Source organism: Pseudomonas sp. FSL R10-1339 (assembly GCF_009600545.1).
GTDB classification, from domain to species: domain Bacteria; phylum Pseudomonadota; class Gammaproteobacteria; order Pseudomonadales; family Pseudomonadaceae; genus Aquipseudomonas; species Aquipseudomonas bubulae.
Genome location: NZ_WIVQ01000188.1, coordinates 1 through 2,521 on the forward strand (window position 1 = coordinate 1; position 2,521 = coordinate 2,521).

Annotated in this window: 2 protein-coding genes and 1 pseudogene; all 3 read right to left on the reverse strand. The window is 60.3% G+C overall.

Translation table 11 applies throughout. The features are described 5' to 3' along the window. Window positions 1–760, reverse strand: a pseudogene (locus tag GHO03_RS24130) (glycine dehydrogenase (aminomethyl-transferring)); the annotation flags it as partial. A 10-nt stretch (window positions 761–770) separates the two neighbouring features. Further along, window positions 771–1,154 (reverse strand): glycine cleavage system protein GcvH, encoded by a 384-nt coding sequence (gene gcvH / locus GHO03_RS24135; RefSeq protein ID WP_095001372.1) that lies wholly within the window; start codon window positions 1,152–1,154, stop codon window positions 771–773. Window positions 1,155–1,618: 464 nt separating this feature from the next. Then, window positions 1,619–2,521, reverse strand: a 903-nt coding sequence (locus GHO03_RS24140; protein ID WP_153400657.1) for a sigma 54-interacting transcriptional regulator, incomplete at its 5' end; no start/stop codon positions are given.

A 2,521-nucleotide genomic window follows, 5' to 3' on the forward strand; every position in this document is an offset into this window, starting at 1 on the left:
GGGTCAGCAGGGTCAGCGCCAGCAGGTCGGCGGCAACAGCCACCAGGGCGTTGGCGGCGTGGAAACGCTCGACCAGTTCGCGATAGTCGAATACATCGCCGTTGCTGGCCGGGTATTGCAGCAACGCGCCGAAGAAGGCTGTCACGTCAGTCAGTTCGCGCTCGTCGGCCACAAACACTTCAATGCCCAGCGGCTCGGCACGGGTGCGCAGCACGTCGAGGGTTTGCGGGTGGCAGTGGCTGGAGGCGAAAAAGCGGTGGCTGGTTTTGTTCTTGCTCAGGCGTTTGCAGAAGGTCATGGCTTCTGCAGCAGCGGTGGCTTCGTCGAGCAGCGAAGCGTTGGCAATCGGCAGGCCGCTAAGGTCGCTGATCAGGGTCTGGAAGTTGAGCAGCGCTTCGAGACGGCCCTGGGAGATTTCCGGCTGGTACGGTGTGTAGGCGGTGTACCAGGCCGGGTTTTCCAGCAGGTTGCGCAGGATCGGCGAAGGCGTGTGGCAGTTGTAATAGCCTTGGCCGATATAGGTTTTGCACAGCTGGTTCCTGGCTGCGATGGCCTTGATCGAGGCCAGGGCGTCGGCTTCACTTTGCCCGGCCGGCAAGTTGAGCACGCTGGTGCCCTTGATGCTTTCCGGGATCACGCTGGCGCTGAGACCTTCAAGGGAATCAAAGCCCAGGGTGGCGAGCATGGCCTGTTCATCGGCCTGACGCGGGCCGATATGGCGCGCGATAAATTCATTGGCGGTGCTGAGATTGATGGTCATGGCTGGGCTCTCAGTTGTCGTCTTGGGCTTTGATCAGGCGGTCATAGGCGTCCTGATCGAGCAGTTGGCCAACAGCGTTGGCGTCGGCGGGCTTGAAGCGGAAGAACCAGCCTTCGCCCAGCGGGTCTTCGTTGACCAGTTCCGGGCTGCTGTCGAGCGCCGGGTTGACTGCGATCACTTCGCCGTCCAGGGGCATATACACGCCGCTGGCCGCCTTGACCGACTCGACAGTCGCGGCTTCGGCGCCCTTGTCGTAGGCCTGCAGCTCGGGCAATTGCACAAACACCACGTCACCCAGAGCGTTTTGCGCAAACGCGGTAATCCCCACGGTTACGCTGCCGTCAGCTTCGGCGCGCAGCCATTCGTGGTCTTCAGTAAAACGCAATTCGCTCATGGAAACTCCTCAAGGCCAGACAGGTCTGGTGGTCACAGGTAAATGCTCGTGCAGGTCGAGCTTATGAGGAGTTCTCTGCAAGATGGTTGCCAGTTTAAAAATATCCTTATTTATCAATGAGTTAAGATTTTAAAAGAGGTATTCGAAGAGCAAGACTGTAGCGAATTCGATACAGCCTGAAGGCCATAAAAAAATCCAAGGGGATCAAAGCCTTGCGTGGCATGGGTAGAGAGGGGGTGTATCGAATTCGTTCCGGTGGATTGAATTCGATACAAGGCTTGGGTTGCCAATGAGCGGGAGCACAAACTCTGTGGCGGCTGCCGAACTCAGCCTTCGGCAGCTGCAAGGTCTGAAGGGAATTTTAACTGTGGGAGCGAGCCTGCTCGCGAACGACTTTCGCGAGCAGGCTCGCTCCCACAGGGAGGGTTGACAGGCAACAGAGTATCTACAGGGCTCTGTGTCCGTCAGGCCTTGCCCGGGATGCCGTATTTGCGCAGTCGATGGGCGATGGCGGTGTGACTGGTTTGCAGGCGGCTGGCCAGTTGGCGGGTGGAGGGGTAGCTGACGTAGAGCTTCTCCAGCAGCGCCTTCTCGAATGTTTCGACAGCGTGCTCGAGGGTCTCGATCTCGCTGTCGTTTTGGCGTGCCACCGAGGTGCCGGCGATATCCAGGTCGCCAATGTCCACCAGCGAACCCTCGCAGATGGCCGCTGCGCGAAAAATCACGTTCTGCAACTGGCGTACGTTGCCGGGCCAGCGGTTGCCCAGCAGGGCCGGGTAGGTACCGGGTGCCAGGCGACACGCCGGACGCTGGATCTGGGTACAGGCCTGCTGCATGAACGCGCGTGCCAGCAACAAAATATCCTGGCCACGTTCACGCAGGGGCGGCACTTCGATATTGAGCACGTTCAGACGGTAGAACAGGTCTTCGCGAAAGCTGCCTTCGTTGACCATTTTTTCGAGGTTGCGGTGCGTGGCGCTGAGGATGCGCACATTGACCTTGACCTCGCGTTCGCCGCCCACCCGGCGAAAGCTGCCGTCGTTGAGAAAGCGCAGCAGCTTGGCTTGCAGGTAGGGTGACATTTCGGCGATTTCGTCGAGAAATACCGTGCCGTTGTTGGCCAGTTCCATCAGCCCCGGCTTGCCGCCACGCTGGGCGCCGGTAAAAGCGCCGGGGGCATAGCCGAACAGTTCGCTTTCAGCCAGGTTCTCCGGGAGCGCAGCGCAGTTCAGGGCCAGGAACGGTGCGCCAAACCGATCGCTGATGGCATGGCAGGCGCGGGCCACCAGTTCTTTGCCGGTGCCGGTCTCCCCCTGGATCAGCAAGGGCGCGTCCAGGGCCGCCACGCGCTGCGCCCGGGCTTTCAG